Origin of the sequence: Micromonospora sp. WMMA1976 (assembly GCF_027497335.1) — a bacterium.
GTDB classification, from domain to species: domain Bacteria; phylum Actinomycetota; class Actinomycetes; order Mycobacteriales; family Micromonosporaceae; genus Micromonospora; species Micromonospora aurantiaca.
In genome coordinates, this window is sequence record NZ_CP114912.1 from 2,352,401 (window position 1) to 2,368,691 (window position 16,291).

General features: G+C 73.5%; 13 protein-coding genes and 2 riboswitches. Of the genes, 6 read left to right on the forward strand and 7 right to left on the reverse strand.

Going from position 1 to position 16,291, the window contains the following annotated elements:
* Positions 1-4: 4 nt before the first annotated feature.
* Both O7546_RS10940 and O7546_RS10945 read left to right on the forward strand, forming a co-directional pair.
* Positions 5-1,444: a condensation domain-containing protein gene (locus O7546_RS10940; RefSeq protein ID WP_194799948.1), complete on the forward strand. Its 1,440-nt coding sequence runs from the start codon at positions 5-7 to the stop codon at positions 1,442-1,444.
* 38 nt (positions 1,445-1,482) lie between these two features.
* Positions 1,483-2,718 (forward strand): MFS transporter, encoded by a 1,236-nt coding sequence (locus tag O7546_RS10945; protein ID WP_194799949.1) that lies wholly within the window; start codon positions 1,483-1,485, stop codon positions 2,716-2,718.
* A gap of 21 nt (positions 2,719-2,739) precedes the next feature.
* Here the strand turns inward: O7546_RS10945 and O7546_RS10950 are convergent, their stop codons facing one another.
* Positions 2,740-3,768 (reverse strand): ribonucleotide-diphosphate reductase subunit beta, encoded by a 1,029-nt coding sequence (locus O7546_RS10950; protein WP_194799950.1) that lies wholly within the window; start codon positions 3,766-3,768, stop codon positions 2,740-2,742.
* A complete protein-coding gene (locus O7546_RS10955; RefSeq protein ID WP_269698077.1) occupies positions 3,759-6,092 on the reverse strand; it encodes a ribonucleoside-diphosphate reductase subunit alpha in 2,334 nt (777 codons plus the stop codon). Before O7546_RS10955 ends, O7546_RS10950 begins: the two co-directional genes overlap by 10 nt.
* A gap of 175 nt (positions 6,093-6,267) precedes the next feature.
* A riboswitch (cobalamin riboswitch) is annotated at positions 6,268-6,484 on the reverse strand.
* Between the two features lie 119 nt (positions 6,485-6,603).
* Here O7546_RS10955 and O7546_RS10960 point away from each other — a divergent pair.
* Entirely contained in the window at positions 6,604-7,419 is an 816-nt protein-coding gene (locus O7546_RS10960; protein ID WP_269696701.1) for a PrsW family glutamic-type intramembrane protease, read from the forward strand.
* A gap of 40 nt (positions 7,420-7,459) precedes the next feature.
* Here O7546_RS10960 and O7546_RS10965 read toward each other — a convergent pair whose 3' ends face one another.
* From O7546_RS10965 to O7546_RS10975, 3 genes are all read right to left on the reverse strand, one after another.
* Positions 7,460-8,083: a LysE family translocator gene (locus tag O7546_RS10965; RefSeq protein ID WP_194799953.1), complete on the reverse strand. Its 624-nt coding sequence runs from the start codon at positions 8,081-8,083 to the stop codon at positions 7,460-7,462.
* A 3-nt stretch (positions 8,084-8,086) separates the two neighbouring features.
* Positions 8,087-8,599, reverse strand: a complete 513-nt coding sequence (locus O7546_RS10970) for an acyl-CoA thioesterase (protein ID WP_030268885.1) — start codon at positions 8,597-8,599, stop codon at positions 8,087-8,089.
* A 130-nt stretch (positions 8,600-8,729) separates the two neighbouring features.
* Positions 8,730-8,937, reverse strand: a riboswitch (cobalamin riboswitch).
* Positions 8,938-8,967: 30 nt separating this feature from the next.
* Positions 8,968-9,543, reverse strand: a complete 576-nt coding sequence (locus O7546_RS10975; protein ID WP_194799954.1) for a DM13 domain-containing protein — start codon at positions 9,541-9,543, stop codon at positions 8,968-8,970.
* Between the two features lie 101 nt (positions 9,544-9,644).
* Between O7546_RS10975 and O7546_RS10980 the strand changes: the two genes are divergently transcribed.
* Positions 9,645-10,343, forward strand: a complete 699-nt coding sequence (locus tag O7546_RS10980; protein WP_269696702.1) for a response regulator transcription factor — start codon at positions 9,645-9,647, stop codon at positions 10,341-10,343.
* An 8-nt stretch (positions 10,344-10,351) separates the two neighbouring features.
* Entirely contained in the window at positions 10,352-11,368 is a 1,017-nt protein-coding gene (locus O7546_RS10985) for an ATP-binding protein (RefSeq protein ID WP_194800130.1), read from the forward strand.
* Between the two features lie 9 nt (positions 11,369-11,377).
* On the opposite strand, the gene O7546_RS10990 is transcribed toward O7546_RS10985, so the two are convergent.
* Together O7546_RS10990 and O7546_RS10995 are read right to left on the reverse strand one after the other, a co-directional pair.
* Positions 11,378-13,015, reverse strand: coding sequence for an ABC-F family ATP-binding cassette domain-containing protein (locus tag O7546_RS10990; protein WP_281600866.1), 1,638 nt, complete (start codon positions 13,013-13,015; stop codon positions 11,378-11,380).
* Between the two features lie 118 nt (positions 13,016-13,133).
* The gene (locus O7546_RS10995) at positions 13,134-15,284 is read right to left on the reverse strand and encodes a hypothetical protein (RefSeq protein ID WP_281600867.1); all 2,151 of its coding nucleotides are present in this window, start codon (positions 15,282-15,284) and stop codon (positions 13,134-13,136) included.
* Positions 15,285-15,365: 81 nt separating this feature from the next.
* Here O7546_RS10995 and O7546_RS11000 point away from each other — a divergent pair, with 81 nt between their 5' ends.
* Positions 15,366-16,130, forward strand: a complete 765-nt coding sequence (locus O7546_RS11000) for an alpha/beta fold hydrolase (RefSeq protein WP_269696705.1) — start codon at positions 15,366-15,368, stop codon at positions 16,128-16,130.
* Positions 16,131-16,291 lie beyond the last annotated feature (161 nt).

Below are 16,291 nucleotides of genomic sequence, written 5' to 3' on the forward strand. Positions count from 1 at the left end.
GGTGGTGCCGACGACGTACCCGCTGGCCCCCGGCCAGCAGATGATGTGGGAGTTCATGACCGCGCTCGACCCGGGCCACCCCGGCGCCTCACGGCTCGTGGTGGTGGAGTTCCGCCGGCTGCGGGGCACCCTGCGGGTCGACGTGCTGCGGCAGGCGATGCAGGACGTGGTGGACCGGCACGACGCGCTGCGGATGCGGTTCGACCGCATCGGCGTGCAGCCCGAGGTGCGGATCCTGCCGCACGTCGAGTCGCCGCTGGAGTACGTCGACCTGTCCGGCCTGCCGCCGGCCGAGCAGCAGGCCCGCGTCGAGCGGATCGCGTACGCGCACCGCAACGACGCGTTCGACCCCGGCCGGGCGCCGCTGTGGCGGGCCGCCCTGGTCCGGCTCTCCGAGACCGAGCACGTGCTCGCGCTCTGCTTCTTCCACATGGTCTCCGACGGCTGGTCGTGCCGCGTCGTGGTGGAGGACCTGTGCCACGCGTACTCGGCCCGGCTCGGCGCGGCCGATCCGCAGCCGCCGCTGGGCGTGGATCCCACCGCGCTCGCCGCGCTCCAGGAGGCGGAGCAGGCCGGCAACGGCGTCGACGCCGCCGCCCGGGCCGCGTACTGGCGGGACCGGCTGCGGCCGGTGGAGCCGTACCAGCTCTTCCCGGCGTCGCCGCCGGCGCCGGACGTCGCGCTCAGCGCCGAGGTGGCCACCCGTTTCGCGTTCCCGCCGGAGGTCACCGCGCGGCTGCGTCCGGCCGCCCGGCGGGCCCGCACCAGCCCGTACGTGCTGCTGCTCGCCGCGTACCTGGTGCTGCTGTCGCGGCGGGCCGGCCGGTCCCGGGTGGTGCTGGGCACCACCACGCTGGGCCGGGAGAGCCCGCTGTCCCGGCAGCTCGTCGGTCAGTTCACGAACAACGTCTACCTGCCGGTCGACGTCGCGGCGGACGCGCCGATGAGCGCGGTGGTAGGCGCCGCGCACACCTCGCTGGCCGAGGCCGTCGCGCACGCCACCGCGTTCCACCGGCTGGCCCGGGCGGTCCGCCCCGACTTCGCGGCGATCCGTCCCTGGCCGGACAACCACCTGTTCGACGCCTGGTTCCAGTCCGCCGCGTCGGCGTCGCCGGTGCTGCACTGCCCGGGGCTGCGGGTGGAGCCGGTCGACATCACCGCCCGGCCCGCGCCCGGCACGCCGCCGCCGGTGGTCGCCGCCGACGTGCCGCCCGAGTGCCTGCCCGTCTGGGTCAAGCGGGGTTCGCCGATCGTCGTGGTGGACGACGACCGGGCCGGCGGCGTGGTGATCCGCAACCGGGGCGTCTTCGGCGACGACCTGGTACGCGGCCTGATCGACGACTACGTCGCGGTGGTCTCGGCGCTCGTCACCGACCCGGGAACCACCCCGGAGCGGGTGCGCCTTCCTGACGGTGCGTGCTTCCTCGACCACGCGATCGGGTAGGAGTCCCGACGGACCGATCGGAGAGAGGTACGACGACCATGACGGACACCTCGACGAACCAGCACACGGCGGAGCAGCCCGCGCCGCCGGTGCCACGCTCGGCCGTACGGGCCCGCTGGTCGGTGGCGCTGCTCTTCGTCATCATGGGCCTGGCCATCGGCGGGTGGTCGGCCCGCGTACCGGAGGTGCGGGACGCGGTAGGCGTCGGCAACACCGGCTGGGGCCTGGCGAACATCGCCACGAACGCCGGGGAGCTGGTCTCCCTGGTCGTGGTGGCGGTGCTGATCAGCCGGATCAACACCCGCCGGCTGGCGCTGGCCGGGGCCGCGCTGATCCTGCTCAACGCGCCGCTGCTGGCCGCGTCCACCACAGTGGTGGCGCTGGTCGGCGGTCTGGCGGTCTGGGGCTTCGCGGCGAACCTGCTGGCCACGCCGATGAACGCCCAGTCGGTAGAGGTGCAGAAGCGCTACGGGCGGCCGATCCTGTCCACGTTCCACGCCGGCTTCAGCATCGGCATGCTGGCCGGTGGTCTCTGCGGCACCGGCGCCGCGGCGATCGGGATGTCCCCGTCGGCGCAGATGGCCGTCACCAGCGTCCTGCTGGGCGCGCTGCTGGTCGGCACGCACCGCTGGCTGCCCGATACGCCCCGGCAGGAGACGAAGGACGGCGAGGACCGGCGCCGGCTGCGCGACCGGTTCACCCCGCAGCTGCTGCTGCTCGCGGTGATCGCGTTCCTCGCCTCGTTCATCGAGATGGCCGGCGCACAGTGGAGCGCGCTGTACGCGACCGAGGTGGCGGGCGCCGCCGCGGTGCTCGCCGCGGCCACGTACACCTGCCTGTCGCTCGCCGCGACCGTCGCCCGGCTGGTCGGTGACCGGCTGGCCGGCCGGTTCGGGCGGATCCGCTTCGTGCGGCTGTCCGCGCTCGTCGCCACAGTGGGTGTGGCGCTGCCGGTGGCGTACCCCCATCCGGCCGCGGTGATGGCCGGCTTCGGACTGCTCGGCTTCGGCCTGGCGTGCGTGACCCCGACGGTGCTCGGCTTCGCCGGCGAGCAGCCGGGCCTCACCTCCGGTGAGGGCGTCTCGGTGGTGGCGATGGGCCAGTGGCCGGGTGCGTTGCTCGCGGCGCCGGTGATCGGCCTGCTCGCCGGTGCCCTGAACCTGCGCAGCGCGTTCGTGGTGGTGGCCGTGATGGCGATCGCCGTGGTGGCGTTGATCGGACGGGTCCGGGCGACGGCGCTGCCCGGTGAGAGCCCGGTCCCGCCCCGGCCGTGACGGCCGGGGCGGGGGCGGCGGTCAGAAGTCGTCGTCGAAGGTGACCGACCCGGTCACCCCGACCTGGTACGCCGACACCCGGCGTTCGAAGAAGTTGGACAGCTCCTGCACGTCCTGCAACTCCATGAACGTGAACGGGTTGCCGCTGCCGTACATCGGGGCGATGCCGAGCACGGCGAGGCGCCGGTCGGCCACGTGCTGGAGGTACTCGCGCATGTCCGCCGGCGACATCCCGGGCACGCCCTGCCCGAGCAGGTCGTCGGCGAAGCTCACCTCGCACTCCACCGCCTCGGCCAGCATCTCCTTCACCTGCTTCTCCATCTCGTCGTCGAACAGGTCCGGTTCCTCGGCGCGTACGGTCTCCACCACGTCGAAGGCGAACGCCATGTGCATCGACTCGTCCCGGAACACCCAGTTGGTGCCGGAGGCCAGCCCGTTGAGCAGGCCCCGGGAGCGCAGGAAGTAGACGTAGGCGAACGCGCCGTAGAAGAACAGGCCCTCGATGCACGCGGCGAAGCAGATCAGGTTGAGCAGGAACGCCCGCCGGTCCGCCCGGGTCCGCAGTTCCCGCAGCTCGAAGACGGAGTCGATCCACCGGAAGCAGAACTCGGCCTTGCGGGCGATCGACGGGATGTTCTCCACCGCCGCGAACGCGGCGAACCGTTCCTTCTCGTCCGGCACGTACGTGTCCAGCAGGTTCAGGTAGAACTGGACGTGCACCGCCTCCTCGAACAGCTGCCGGGACAGGTAGAGCCGGCCCTCGGGGGAGTTGACGTGCTGGTAGAGGTTGAGCACCAGGTTGTTGGCGACGATGGTGTCGCCGGTCGCGAAGAACGCCACCAGCCGCGACACCAGGTGCCGTTCGGCGGGGGACAGCTTCGCCAGGTCGGCGAGGTCCGAGTGCAGGTCCACCTCCTCGACCGTCCAGGTGTTCTTGATCGCGTCCTTGAACCGGTCGAAGAAGCGCGGGTAGCGCATCGGTCGCAGGGTCAGGTCCATGCCGGGGTCGAGCAGCATGTGCCGGGTCGGTGCGGTGGTGGTCACTGGCATGCCTCGCAGCTCTCGGGGTTCTCCAGGGAACAGGCCAGCGCCTCGTCGTCGCTCACGGAGGAGACCACGCCGGAGACCGGGGCGAGCGCCGGCGCGACGGTGGCCTGCTGGATGCGGGTGGCGGGACGGGAACGCAGGTAGTAGGTGGTCTTCAGCCCGGCCTTCCAGGCGTACAGGTACATCGAGGACAACTTGCCGATGGTCGGCGCGCTCAGGAACAGGTTCAGCGACTGGGACTGGTCGACGAACGGCGCCCGCGCGGCGGCCAGGTCGATCAGCGCCCGCTGCGGCAGCTCCCAGGCGGTGCGGAACAGCTCCCGCACCGGCGCGGGCAGCTCGGCGATGTCCTGCACCGAGCCCTCGGCCCGCTTGATCCGGTCGCGGACCTGCGGCGTCCACAGCCCGCGCGCCTTCAGCTCCCGCACCAGGTACGTGTTGACCTGGAGGAACTCCCCGGACATGGTCTCGCGCTTGAACAGGTTGGACACCTGCGGCTCCACGCACTCGTAGCAGCCGGCGATGGAGGCGATGGTGGCGGTCGGCGCGATCGCCACCAGCAGCGAGTTGCGCAGCCCGTGTGCGGCGATCCGCTCGCGCAGCGCCGCCCACCGTCCGGCCTGCGCCGGCTCCGCGCCCCACAGGTCCGGGTGCAGGTCACCCTTCGCGGCCCGGGTCTGCGGGTACGCCGGATGCGGCCCGAACCGCTCGGCCAGCCCGGCGGAGGTCTCCAGCGCGGTCAGCAGGATCTCCTCCTGCACCCGGGTGGACAGTTCCTTCGCCTCGGCGGAGTCGAACGGCAGGCGCAGCGTGAAGAACGCGTCCTGCAGGCCCATCAGCCCGAGCCCGACCGGCCGCCAGCGCGGGTTGGACGCCGCCGCCTGCTCGGCCGGGTAGTAGTTGATGTCGATCACCCGGTCGAGGAACACCACAGCGGTGCGTACCGTGGCGCGCAGCCGCTCCCAGTCCACCCCGTCGGCGCTGACGTGTGCGCCGAGGTTCACCGAGCCGAGGTTGCACACCGCGGTCTCGGTGTCGTCGTTGACCTCCAGGATCTCCGTGCACAGGTTGGACAGGTGGATCACGTTGCCCGGCTCACCGGTCTGGTTGGACAGCCGGTTCGCGGCGTCCTTGAACGTCATCCAGCCGTTTCCGGTCTGCGCGAGCGTGCGCATCATCCGCCCGTACAGGTCCCGGGCCTTCACCGTGCGCACCGCGTTCTTCTCGGCCGCCCGGTACGCGGCGTCGAACGCCTCGCCGTACAGGTCGGGCAGCTCCGGGGCGTCCGACGGGTCGACGAGCGACCACTCGCCGTCGGCCTCGACCCGCCGCATGAACTCGTCCGGGATCCAGTTGGCGAGGTTGAGGTTGTGCGTCCGCCGGGACTCCTCGCCGGTGTTGTCCCGCAGTTCCAGGAACTCCTCCACGTCCGGGTGCCACGGCTCCAGATAGACGCAGGCCGCGCCCTTGCGCCGGCCGCCCTGGTTGACCGCTGCCACCCCGGCGTCGAGCGTCTTGAGGAACGGCACGATGCCGTTGGACCGGCCGTTCGTGCCCCGGATCAGCGCGCCCCGGCCGCGCACCCGCGACCAGGCGATGCCGATGCCGCCGGAGAACTTCGACAGCTTCGCCACCTGGTGGTACCGCTCGTAGATCGAGTCCAGCTCGTCGCGCGGCGAGTCGACCAGGAAGCACGACGACATCTGGGTGTGCCGGGTGCCGGAGTTGAACAGCGTGGGGGAGCTGGGCAGGTACGCGAGGCTGGACATCAGCCGGTAGAAGCCGACCGCCTCGCCGGGGGTGCGGGACAGCCCGCAGGCCACCCGCAGCAGCCAGTACTGCGGCGTCTCCACCACCAGCCGCGACTGCGGGTGCCGCAGCAGGTAGCGGTCGGCCACCGTGCGCAGTCCGAAGTACTCGAACCGCCTGTCGGCGTCCGGGTCCACGGCGTCGTCGAGCTTGCGGGCGTGCCGGGCCACGAACGCGGCCGTCTCGTCGCCGATCAGGCCCAGCCCGTGCGCGTACGCGATCGACTGGCTGAAGCTCGCCACGCCCTGACCGCGGACCTCCTTGTCCACGTACGCGGCCAGCAGCCTTGCTGCCAGCTTCGAGTACTGCGGCTCCTCGCCGATCAGCTCCGCCGCGGTCTGGATCGACAACCGGTCCAGCTCGGCGGTCGTCGCCCCGTCGTAGAGCCCGCTGATCGTCTTGGTGGCCACCCGCAGCGGGTCCACCTCGTCCAGGTCGGCGACCCAGCGCTCGACCGCCCGGACGATCTTGCCGACGTCCACCGGCTCGGTGTCGCCGTCCCGCTTGCGTACCCGCATCGCCGGCCGGCGGGCCTCGGACCCGCCGGTGGCGGACGGGGGACTCTCCTGCACGACAGTCATGACCTCTCCTCGCTGTCACCGTCTGGAGACGGCGGGAGACGCCAACGGGCACGGCGCGGCCGGCCCGGCTGCTGGCGTCGGTCGTCCCGCGCGACCTCCGGCCGCCGTACGCGGAGGCGTACGGCGCGCTGGCAGGTCTTCGGACTCGCGGGCCCGACCGGGGTCGCCGGTCGCCTACCGGCCGTCGCTTCCCAGGCCGGTGGCCCAGTGCTGTTGACGGCTGTCGTTCCCACTCACCGCTGCGGGGCAGTCCCGGATTCCCACCGGGTTCCCTCTTGCCTCGGCCCCGCCCCGGAGGGCTCGGCCGAACCAGCTGCGGCACCACCATATATGGCGGTGAGGGCTTGTGTGCAACACCAGATGTCGTGTCGGCGTGTCGGAATGATCTCACTGTCCACAGTGCCTACCCCCGATTCCGGCGCGACCCGGCGGGCGCGATACTCGGCGTATGGGGAATACCGGGCGCCGCTGGGCGTGGGTGGCGGTCCTGTTCGTCGGCGTCGGGCTTCACCTGCTGGTGCTGGAGACACTGGCCGGCACCGGGACCGTCACGTTCGTACCGGCGCTGATCGTGCTCGGCGCGTGCGTCGCGCCCGCCACGTTCCTGGCCTTCGCCCAGGGACGGCCGGCCCGCCGCCCGGTCCCCGGCTCCGTCGTCGGCGTCGCCGCGCTCCTCGGCGGCGTGGTCGGCGTGGTCGCCGCCGGCTGGCTGGAGTACGGCACGCTGCACCGCCTCGGCGTCCTGCCGATGGCGCTCGTCGGCCTGGCCGAGGAGACCGCCAAGCTGATCGTGCCGGCCGGCATCCTGCTGCTGTGGCGGCGGCACCCGTCCCCGGCGCAGGGCCTGGTGATCGGCGTGGCCTCCGGCGCCGGGTTCGCCGCGCTGGAGACCGTGGGGTACGCGTTCGCCGTCTTCGTCGGGTCGGAGGGCAACCTCGGCGCGGTCGAGCGGACGCTGCTGGTGCGCGGTCTCACCGCGCCCGCCGCGCACCTGGCCTGGACCGGGCTGACCGCCGCCGCGCTGTTCACGTTCGCCGCCGCGCCCGGCGGCCGGAGACTGGCGGCATTCCTGCTCACCTTCGCCGCCGCCGTCACGCTGCACACCTGCTGGGACACGTTCGGCACCCAGCCCGCGTACGTGTTCATCGGCGCCGTGTCGCTGGGCTGGGTGTTGCTGCGCCTGCACCTGGACCGCGAGCGGCCGCCCGCGTCCGGGACGCCGGTCGTGCCGGCATCCCGGGAGACGGCAGCGCGTGCCGGCTGAGCCGGGCGGCCGGCCCTCCGGCTCCGCGCCGCCCGGCACGTCAGCCGACGGCCAGCCGGACGCCGAGCGCGACGAAGGCGACAGCGCAGAGCCGGTCGACGCGCCGCGACCAGCGGCTGTCGCCCCACCGCCCGGCGAACCGGCCGGCGCCCACGCCGAGCGCCAGGTCCACGGCGAGCTGCACCGCGACGAACAGCGCCCCGAGCAGCACCAGCTGCGCCGCCACCGGGCCCGCCTCGGGCCGGACGAACTGCGGCAGGAACGCCACACTGAACAGGATCATCTTCGGGTTGAGCAGGTTCGTCAGCAGCCCGCGCCGGAACGCCCGCCCGGCGCCGCCGTCCGGGCGGTCCGCCGGGGCGCCGGGCCGGCCGGTGCCGCGCAGCGCCCGCAGGCCCAGCACGATGAGGTACGCCGCACCGGCCCACCGGATCGCGGTGAACAGCACCGGGGACGCGGCGATCAACGTGGCGAGCCCGGCCACCACGGCGGCGACGTGCACCGCTTCCCCGGCGGCGACCCCGAGCGCGGCCACCGCGCCCGCCCGCGGGCCGTACCGGGTGGCGTTCGCGAGCACGAACATCATGTCCGGCCCCGGGGTGAGCATGAGCACCACGATCGCGGCCAGGTAACCGGCGAGCGTGGCCGCCGACAGTCCGAGCACCGCTCAGCCCTCCCCGGCGCCGTCGAGCAGCGCCCGGCGCAGCGCCAGCCGGTGCTCGCGCCGGATCTGCGCCTCCCGGTAGCGCCGCCGGTCACCGTCGGTCTCGGCGTGCAGCGGCGGCACCGGCCGGGGCTGCCCGTCGTCGTCGACCGCCACCATCACCAGGTGCGCGGTCGCCACGTCCACCGGCGGCACCGCGCGGTCCCACCGGTCCGCGCTGACCTTCACCGCCACCTCCATCGAGCTGCGGCCGGCCCAGGTGATCCGGGCGTCCACGTGCACCACGTCCCCGACGCGTACCGCACGCAGGAACGCGGTCTCGTCGATGGCGGCGGTGACGGCCGGGCCGTCGGAATGGCGGGCGGCGACCACACCGGCGACCGAGTCGATCAGGTTCAGGATGCGCCCGCCGTGGACCGTGCCCATCAGGTTGGTGTGGTGCTGGTCCATGATCTGCGACAGGGTCAGGTGCGAGGCCGACGGTGGTCGGCCGGTGAGCGTGATGGTGTCGGGCACTGTGCGGTTCCGTCCTCGCAGAAGCGGACCGCCGACCGGCCGGGGTGTGCACGTCGAGGACACGCCGACGGCCCTGCGTACGACGTGTCACCCGCCCGACCCACCCGCGAGGTCGACGGCGGCGCGCACCGGTGGTACGCGCGACGCGGGCAGGTCTTCGGACTCGCGGGCGTGACACGAGGTCGCCTACCGGCCGTCGCTTCCCAGGCCGTGGCCCAGTGCTGTTGACGGCTGTCGTTCCCACTCACCGCTGCGGGGCAGTCCCGGACTTCCACCGGGTTCCCTCTTACGACACCCGGCCGTCGCCGACCGGGTGAACCAGCGCTTCCCGCAGCGTAGCCCAGCGCCCGAGGCCGGCGGCACAGGCGTCAGGCCGGCGCCGATCCCGTCACAGCGGCAAGCGGCGCCGCGCCGAACGACACCGCGAACCGCTTGCACCAGATCGACACGCTGCGCAGGCCGTCCAGGTCCACCGACGCCGGGATGTCGTACGCCTGATCGCCGATGTTGCCCTTGAGCCGGCCCAGCTCGACCCAGCGGCCGTCGTCGAACACCTGCCAGCCGGCCCGGCCGGGCAGCACCTTCCGGTCGGTGAGCCACACCCGCAGGTCGGGCCCGTCCGAGGTGTCCAGTCCGCGCAGGAGCAGCTGACGGCGGCCGTCGGCGAGACGGACCAGCTGCGCCCGGCCGGACGTGTCGTGCTCGTGGGTGACGAAGTCACCGGCGGCGAGCACCACGTCGGCGGGCGGTGCGCCGGTCGGCGACGGGCCGGCCGCCGGTGAGCCGGTCGTGCCGGCCGGCTGCGGCTCCGCCACGGTGGGCAGCGCCTCGCGTACCTCGCGGTCGGTCACCAGCCGCCACGGCTGGAACAGGTACAGGCTCACCCCGAGGCCGGTGACGGCCGCGACGGCGAGCACCGACAACACCACACGTCTTCTGCCCATGCTCCGACGGTAGGCGCGGACCCGGCGGAAAGATCTTTCCGTCCGCTTACGGCTCGACCGCGGGCCGCCGCGCCGGGACGCCGATGGGTAGCGTCTGGCGCATGGGGCGCTACGTGCTCGTCGTCGACGACGACCGGACGGTGAGCGACGTCGTCCGGCGCTATCTGGAGCAGGACGGTTGCCGGGTCCGGCTGTCCTTCGACGGGCCGGACGCGCTCGCCGCGGCCGAGGAGGAGCCGCCCGACCTGGTGGTCCTCGACCTGATGATGCCGGGTCTCGACGGCATCGAGGTGTGCCGGCGGCTGCGGCGCCGGCTGCCCGGCCTGCCGGTCGTCATGCTCACCGCGCTCGGGGACGAGGCCGACCGGGTCGCCGGGCTGGAGGTCGGCGCGGACGACTACGTGACCAAGCCGTTCTCGCCGCGCGAACTGGTGCTGCGCATCAGGTCGGTGCTCCGGCGCGCGGCCCCGCAGGACCGGGGACCGGCAGGGACGCTGCGCGACGGCGACCTCACCGCGGACACCGGCCGCCGCGTCGCGGAGCGCGGCGGGCAGCAGCTGTCGCTGACCGTACGGGAGTTCGACCTGCTCGCGTTCCTGCTGGCGAACCCGGGACGCGCCTGGTCACGGGCCGAGCTGCTGGACCGCGTGTGGGGCTGGCGGTTCGGCGACCAGTCCACAGTCACCGTTCACGTCCGGCGGCTGCGGGAAAAGATCGAGGACCACCCGGCGCAGCCGCGCCGCATCGTCACCGTGTGGGGCGTCGGTTACCGGTACGAGCCGTCGGAGGCGTCCCGGTGAACGAACTGATGGTCATCGGGCTCTACGCCCTGCTCGCCGGCGCTGCCGTCGGCGCGCTCGGCGTCGGCGCGTTGCGGCTGGTGCGCCACCGGTCGATCCTCGCGCACATCGCGGTGCTGCTCGCGGTCACCATCGCCTCGGTGACGGCGGGCGTCACCGCCGTCGCCCAGGCCATGTTCCTGTCCGCGCACGACCTCCAGGTCGTCCTCGTCACTGTCGCGGCGTCCGCGGCGCTCAGCCTGGCCGTCGGGGTGGCGTTCGCCCGCCGCCTCGCCCAGGCGGCGGTCTGGGCCGACCAGGCCCGGCAGCGGGAGCGGCAGCTGGAGGCCGGCCGCCGCGAGCTTGTCGCATGGGTCTCCCACGATCTGCGTACGCCGCTGGCCGGGCTGCGGGCGATGGCGGAGGCGCTGGAGGACCGGGTGGTCGAGGAGCCGGCGGCGGTGGCCGAGTACCACCGCCGGATCCGGGTCGAGACGGACCGGATGACACGCCTGGTCGACGACCTGTTCGAGCTGTCCCGGATCACCGCCGGAGCGCTGCGGCCCGCGCTGTCCCCGGTGCCGCTCGGCGACGTGGTCTCCGACGCGATCGCCGCCACCGCGCCGCTGGCCGCCGACCGGCGGGTCCGGGTGCTCGCCCCGGAGACCGGCTGGCCGACCGTCCGTGCCGCCGAGGCCGAACTCGCCCGCGTCGTGACGAACCTGCTCGTCAACTCGGTGCGGTACACGCCACCGGACGGCACTGTGCGCATCGACGCCGGGCGGGACGACGACGACGCGTGGCTCGCCGTCTCCGACACCTGCGGCGGCATTCCCGAGGCGGACCTGCCCCGGGTGTTCGACGTGGCGTTCCGGGGCACCCGCGCCCGTACCCCCGCACCGGCCGGCGCCGACGAGTCGGCGCCGGCCGGCGGCGGGCTGGGTCTGGCGATCGTGCGCGGACTGGTCGAGGCGCACGGCGGGCGGGTGCACGCGCACAACGTGACCGGCGGGTGCCGGTTCGTGGTCCGCCTGCCGGCGGTCTGACCGGGCCGGTCAGGCGGCGTCCGGGGGACCGGTCTCCACCAGGCGTCCGTCCGCCAGGCGCAGCCAGCGGCCCACGTCGATCGCGGCGAGGAACCGCTCGTCGTGGCTGACCACCAGCAACGCGCCCCGGTAGGCGTGCAGCGCGCTCTCCAACTGGCCGACGCTGACCAGGTCGAGGTTGTTCGTCGGCTCGTCGAGCAGCAGGAGCTGCGGGGCCGGTTCGGCGCCCAGCACGCACGCGAGTGTGGCGCGCAGCCGCTCCCCGCCGGAGAGCACACCGACCGGAAGGTGCGCGCGCGGGCCGCGGAACAGGAAGCGGGCGAGCAGGTTCATCCGCTGCGCGTCCGGGGCCTGCGGCGCGAACGCGGCCAGGTTCTCCGCCACGGTACGGTCCAGATCCAGCAGGTCCAGCCGCTGCGACAGGTACGCGATCCGGCCGTCCGCGCGGGTGATCCGGCCGCTCTCCGGCTCCAGGTCGCCGTCGATCAGCCGCAGCAGCGTCGACTTGCCCGCGCCGTTGTCGCCGAGCAGGGCGATCCGTTCCGGACCACGGATCGTCAGGTCGACCCCGTCGGCGGCGAACAGCGACCGCTCGCCGTGCCGGACCTGCACCCCTTCGGCGCTCAGCAGCGTGCGTCCGGCCGGGACGGTGGTGGCGGGCAGCTCCACCGTGATCGTCTTCTCGTTGCGCAGCGCCCGCTCGGCCTCGTCGAGGCGCGCCCGGGCGTCGTCGACCCGCCCGGAGTGCATCTCGTTCGCCTTGCCCGCTGCCACCTGCGCGTCCCGCTTCAGGCCGCCGGCGACGATCCTCGCCAGACCCGCGTTCTTCAGGTTCCGGGAGGCGTTGCCGGCTCGCCGGGCCGCCCGCTCGCGGGCCTCCTGCAACTCCCGCTTCTCCCGCTTGAGGTCCTGTTCGGCGCTGCGGACGTTCTTCTCCGCCACCTCCTGCGCGGCCCGTACGGCCGCCTCGTACGAGGTGAAGTCGCCGCCGTGGAAGCGCATCTCACCGCGATCGAGTTCGGCGATGCGGTCCATCCGGTCCAGCAGCGCCCGGTCGTGACTGACCAGCAGCAGGCAGCCGTGCCACTGTTCCAGCACGTCGTAGAGCCGGTGCCGGGCGCCCAGGTCGAGGTTGTTCGTGGGTTCGTCGAGCAGCAGCACGTCGGGCTGCTTGAGCAGTTGCGCCGCCAGCCCGAGGGAGACCACCTGCCCGCCGCTGAGCGTGCCCAGGCGCCTGTCGAAGGCGAGGTCGCCGAGGCCGAGCCGGTCGAGTTGCGCGCGGGTGCGCTCCTCGATGTCCCAGTCGGCGCCGATCGTGGTGAAGTGCTTCTCGTCGGCGTCGCCGGCCTCGATGGCGTGCAGCGCCGCGATCAGCGGGGCGATCTCCAGGACCTCGGCCACTGTCAGGTCGGCGGCCAGCGGCAGGCTCTGCGGGAGGTAGCCCAGCACGCCGTCGACGGTCACCGACCCGGCGGCCGGGCGGTACTCGCCGGCGATCAGCTTGAGCAGCGTGCTCTTGCCGGCGCCGTTCGGCGCGACCAGACCGGTCCGGCCGCCGCCGAGGGTGAAGGAGAGGTTCTGGAAGACCGGGGTGTCGTCCGGCCAGGAGAAGCTCAGGTTGGAGCAGACGATGAAGGAATCGGACATCGGGAAGACGACCTCGACGATGAGGGCGGGCGGACCTCAGCCGCCCGGCGGGGGACACGGTCTCGGGGTACGACGGAACGACCACGGCGCTCGCCTGCGGTCGGTCACATGTCCGGTCTCACCCGGAGATGTCGTCGTCACCCGCCATGTCTGGTCTCCCTGCCTGCCTGATCGCCACTGGATCACTCCGGTCCACCGTAGCACCGGCGGTGGTCGCCAGGCGGTCCTGGAGACGGGCGTGCCGGAACTGGTAGACCGGCCCCACCGTGCGCAGCACCGACCGGCGGTGCGCGTCGTCGAGGAATCGGAGCAGCCGCAGCGGCGCCACCCCGGTACGGCGCAGCTCGACCATGACGAGCAGGGCGCGCCAGGTCTGCGAGGACGTCACGCCGAGCAGGAAGCCGCCGACGATGCCACAGGCGATGCCACCTTCCGCCGATCCGGCGAGCCGCCCCACCAGGCCACCCAGGACGCCGAGCACGGACCCGAGCCAGAGGCCGCCGCCCACCGCGGACCACAGGTCCCGCCGCCAGGACAGCCGCGACGACACCGGGTCGTCCTCGTCCGCCGACCCGGCCATCGCCAGGTACACGCCCAGGGAGAGGCAACCGAGGAAACCGGTCGCGGTGAAGGCGAGGAAGACCGGGAAGGCCCGGCCGGACCCGATGCCTGTGACGTCGGCGCACGCGGCGACGAGGAGCCCGAAGAAGCCCAGGAACAACGCACCGGTGAGCCCGGCGCCGAGCACGTTCTCCATCCGCTGACGGCTGATCACCCGGCTCCACCTGATCCGGCGGAGCCGCAGTGGACGCCGGCCGATCAGCACGTCCCGGGAGAGCTTGGCGGTGAACGTGAGCACCAGCCCGAACGCCAGCCCGGCCAGGACGCCGAACGCCGGGCCGGCGAGCAACCCCGCGCTCAGTCCGGCGCCGAGGCCGGTGACGAGCACCGTCGAGACCGCGTACAGGTCCCAGGAGGTGAACGACGCCAGGTGCCACCACACCAGATCGCGGCTGCCCACCCGGTTCATCAGGTGGGCGAGGTGACCGAGCCAGCGCGCCGCCTGCGCAGCCGTGTAGCGCGGCTCCGGTACGCCGGGCTGGACGGCGTACGCCGCGGGGAGCACCCGGTCGAGCAGGGCGTCCTCCACCGCCTCCCGGCTGTGGTAGCGGTCGAGCAGCTCCGCGGCATCGTCGTCGGTGGTCACCGTGTCCCGGAACAGGCTCAGCATCAGCGGGCTGCGCAGCGCCTGCGCGACGGGACCGTCCGGCCGGTCGCGCACCTCGTCCACCAGCCGTTGCCACCCCGGCGGCAACGGCTGGGTCCGGCTCCTGGTGACGTACGCGGCGATGTCCGCGCCGGTCAGCGGCTCCAGCTCCAGGGCGGCGGCGCCGGAGAGGTGCCGGGCGGCGGCCACCGCCTCCACCAGCTCGCGGCTGCGGGTCGTCACCACCAGCCGGAACGTGGTCTGGACGTCGAGCGCGCGCAGGGCGACCGGTCGCAGCTCCGGCGGCAGTTCGTCCAGCCCGTCCAGGAAGAGGGCCACGTGCCCGCCCGTGACGAGCCGGCGGGCCGGTTCGAGCCCGCCGAGGACATCGTGATCGGCGGCCAGCCGGGCGGCCAGCCAGTCGGCGACCGGTTGCCGGCGCGGATCCCAGCCGGACACGGTCAGCAGCACCGGCACGGGTACCCGTGCGCGTTCCTGCTGCGGCAGGCGCTGCCGGTGCTCCAGCGCGTCGATCAGCAGCAGGACGACCGCTGCCGACTTGCCCGCACCGGGCCCGCCGAGCAGCAGGAGGCGGCCGGAGCCCAGGCCCGCGTACACCCGGAACAGGTCGTGCAGGTCGCCGTGGGCGAGGTCGGCCGCCCGCACCGGCGGGACGGCCGGCAGGGGCGGGAACCGGACCAGGTCGCCCTCGGTCGCGGCGGCGTCCACCGGCCCGGTGACCGGCCGGTCCGACCACCGCCAGTGGATACGGATCGGAACCGGCGCCCACAGCCCGCGTTCGGTCGCCGCGCGGCTCCACTGCGCGAGGACGGCGGCGGCCAGCTCGTCGGCCGCCCGCTGCGCCGCGGGGCCGGGGCGGCGTGCACCCCGGTGGTTGCGCCGCCACAGCCAGCCCAGGATCGGCCCGCCCGCCGCCAGGACGGCGAGGACCGACTGCAGCAGGGTGAGCTGCCGGTCGGTGGCGTTCGGCAGCCAGGCGACCGACGCGCCGAGCCCGGCCGCGACGAGCATCGCCAGCACCGACCAGACCCCCCGCCGCATCCCGGTAGTGTGCCAGCTGGCCGGCTGTCCACACAGGCCCGTTCGCCGAGCCGGGAGTGTTCCGGCCCTATGCTCCTGGCCATGTCCCAGGTGACTGCGAGCCGCTGGTTCGGGCCGGCCGGATCCACGGCCGGTGACGCCCAGGTGTTCGTCTTCCCGTACGCCGGTGGCGTCGCCGCCTCCTTCGCGCAGTGGCGGGACCTGGCCGCGCCGGAGCTGTCGGTGCAGGTCGCGCTGATGCCGGGCCGGGGCGCCCGGCTGCACGAGCCACCCGTGGGCGACCTCGCGGAGCTGGTGGACGCGCTGGCCACAGCCGTCGCCGAGCGGGCGTCCGGGCCGTACCTGCTGTTCGGCCACAGCCTGGGGGCGCTGGTGGCGTTCGAGGTGACCCGGGAGCTGCGCCGCCGGGGCGCGCCCGCGCCGCTGGCGATGCTGGTCGGCGGCGCGGAGGCGCCGCAGACCCGGCTGGTACGGCGGCGCGTGCACGACCTCGACGACGCCGGTCTGATCGACGCGCTGCACGACTTCGGGGCCACGCCGGCCGCGCTGCTGGCCGATCGCGACCTGATGGAGCTGATCCTGCCCGGGGTACGGGCGGACTTCGCGCTGTCCGAGCGGTACGCCTACCGCCAGGGGCCGCCGCTGGAGGTGCCGGTGCACGTGCTGCTCGGCGACCGGGACGAGCACGTGGACCCGGGCCGGGCCGCGGGGTGGGCGCGGGAATGCGTCACCGAGCCGCAGTGGCACGTGTTTCCCGGCGGGCATTTCTTCCTTACCGACCATCTGCCGGAAATCATCGACCTAATGCGACACATCGTCGCCAGTCACACCCCTGTGGCGGAATAGGCGACAAAGAACGGGTAAGGACTCGTACCCGTACCGGACCTTCCGCAATGTCCGGTATTCGACCTGGTGAACGGCCGAGAAGCGGTGTTAAAGTCTGCCATCCGTTCGCCGAAGGGACGTCGCTGACGAGGCGGCATACTGTCGCGTGCGCCGAGGTGTCC

Excerpts from the sequence above, each read along its gene's own strand:
- O7546_RS10945 (WP_194799949.1), top strand. The coding sequence starts at position 1,483 with ATGACGGACACCTCGACGAACCAGCACACGGCGGAGCAGCCCGCGCCG.
- O7546_RS10950 (WP_194799950.1), bottom strand. The coding sequence starts at position 3,768 with ATGCCAGTGACCACCACCGCACCGACCCGGCACATGCTGCTCGACCCC.
- O7546_RS10955 (WP_269698077.1), bottom strand. The coding sequence starts at position 6,092 with ATGCGGGTACGCAAGCGGGACGGCGACACCGAGCCGGTGGACGTCGGC.
- O7546_RS10960 (WP_269696701.1), top strand. The coding sequence starts at position 6,604 with ATGGGGAATACCGGGCGCCGCTGGGCGTGGGTGGCGGTCCTGTTCGTC.
- O7546_RS10975 (WP_194799954.1), bottom strand. The coding sequence starts at position 9,543 with ATGGGCAGAAGACGTGTGGTGTTGTCGGTGCTCGCCGTCGCGGCCGTC.
- O7546_RS10980 (WP_269696702.1), top strand. The coding sequence starts at position 9,645 with ATGGGGCGCTACGTGCTCGTCGTCGACGACGACCGGACGGTGAGCGAC.
- O7546_RS10985 (WP_194800130.1), top strand. The coding sequence starts at position 10,352 with ATGGTCATCGGGCTCTACGCCCTGCTCGCCGGCGCTGCCGTCGGCGCG.
- O7546_RS10990 (WP_281600866.1), bottom strand. The coding sequence starts at position 13,015 with ATGTCCGATTCCTTCATCGTCTGCTCCAACCTGAGCTTCTCCTGGCCG.
- O7546_RS10995 (WP_281600867.1), bottom strand. The coding sequence starts at position 15,284 with ATGCGGCGGGGGGTCTGGTCGGTGCTGGCGATGCTCGTCGCGGCCGGG.
- O7546_RS11000 (WP_269696705.1), top strand. The coding sequence starts at position 15,366 with ATGTCCCAGGTGACTGCGAGCCGCTGGTTCGGGCCGGCCGGATCCACG.